The organism is Methylophaga sp. UBA4204 (assembly GCF_002379485.1).
GTDB lineage: Bacteria > Pseudomonadota > Gammaproteobacteria > Nitrosococcales > Methylophagaceae > Methylophaga.
This window is the reverse complement of the sequence record NZ_DFTU01000064.1, coordinates 2127-3727: the sequence shown is the minus strand read 5'-3', so window position 1 is coordinate 3727 and position 1601 is coordinate 2127. Positions and strand designations below refer to the sequence as shown.

Genomic DNA, 1601 nt, shown 5'->3' with positions numbered 1-1601 from the left:
ATTGCCGACAAATCAAACATCGCCAAGCGTTGACGGCGATTGGCATTATTTTTTTTGCTTCCCAGAGCACCGACATAAAAAGCAGCTGACTTGAGCGCTTCCAATAACGCCATATCATCCAGTTTGGGATCATGTGTTAGTGCCACAATGGCGGTATGTGCATCTGGCTGCATGGCCAACACTGCATCATCCGGCATTAGATTGAGCAGCTCTACTCCACCCACGTCCCAGCTTTCCCGCATTGCATCACGCGGCTCACAGATCGATACCTGATAATCCAGCGACTGTGCGATATTTGCCAGATAAGCCGATGTCTGACCTGCCCCAATAATCAATAATCGCCATCTTGGTCCATAAACTACAGATAGCTGCTGATCAGTGATTTGCACTGGAATATCAGTTGCTTTGGCATCGCTGCAATGGGTGTGTAGCGAAGAAAGGTTTAATTCACGTTTTATTAATCGATGGCCATTAATTGCATTGAGAATTTCAGCTACCCATACGCTATTTTTAACGGGCTCAACTACCAGCTCCAATGTGCCACCACAAGGCAGATTAAAGCGTTGAGCTTCATCCCGTGTTACGCCATACACCATTACTTTGGCCTGCTCTGTTGGCAATTCACCTGACACCGCTTTATTGGCCAGATCATCTTCAATACAGCCTCCGGAAACCGATCCGACCAACACACCATCACTGCGTAAAACCAGCATGGCGCCCGGTTGACGCGGGCTGGATCCGAAGGTTTTCACCACCGTCACCAGCCATACCGTCAAATCGGCTTCCAGCCATTTCTGCAGTGTTTTAAAGACTGAAAGATCGACACTGTCCATAATCAGCTTTCCAGTTGATAGCGAATAGGTAAGTTACGGATCCGCTTACCGGTCGCAGCAAAAATAGCATTGCATAATGCTGGCGCAATCGGCGGTAGGCCTGGTTCACCTATTCCACCTAATGGCTGGCTGAAATCTTCCATCGGCAACAAATGCACATGAATTTCGCGAGGCGATTCATTCATTCGAGTCACTTGATAACTATCAAAATTATCCTGCTCGACTGCACCGTCTTTAAAACTGATTTCACCGACGGTGGCCAGGCTGACACCCATGATGCAGGCCCCTTCCATCTGTGAGCGTATTCGCTCCGGGTTTACCTGAGGCCCACAATCCACAGCAATATCTATTCTAGGGATGGTTAATTCACCCTCATCAGAAACTTCTACCTCTACAATAGCGGCGGTATAACTGACAAAACTGTAATGCGTTGCCAGCCCTAACCCTCGCCCAGCCGGTAAGTCACGTCCCCAGTTGGCTTTTTCACATACCGCTTCGACTACCCGGCGTAATCTGCCTGTGTCTAAAGGATATTTTTCCGGCGATTCCCCATAATTCCATTCATCGTTCAGCTCAACCGGATTAATTTTCCGTGCCGGTCCAATCAGTTCCAATAAAAATGCTTTGTGATCACGATCCAAATCATGGGCCATTTCAGCGATAAAGGATTGGATCGCAAACGCCCGTGGAATATTGGCCACCGAACGGAACCAGCCAATCCGGGTATGAGCTTTGGCTTCCGGGTTTTCTATTTGAACGTTGTCGATT

2 protein-coding genes are annotated in these 1601 nt (G+C 48.2%); both read right to left on the bottom strand.

Annotation, left to right across the window (positions count from 1 at the left end):
- Positions 1 to 833, bottom strand: an 833-nt coding sequence (locus B3182_RS09235; protein WP_292752491.1) for an XdhC family protein, incomplete at its 3' end; no start/stop codon positions are given.
- 2 nt (positions 834 to 835) lie between these two features.
- A partial coding sequence (locus B3182_RS09230; protein ID WP_292752488.1) for a molybdopterin cofactor-binding domain-containing protein occupies positions 836 to 1601 on the bottom strand: 766 nt, incomplete at its 5' end.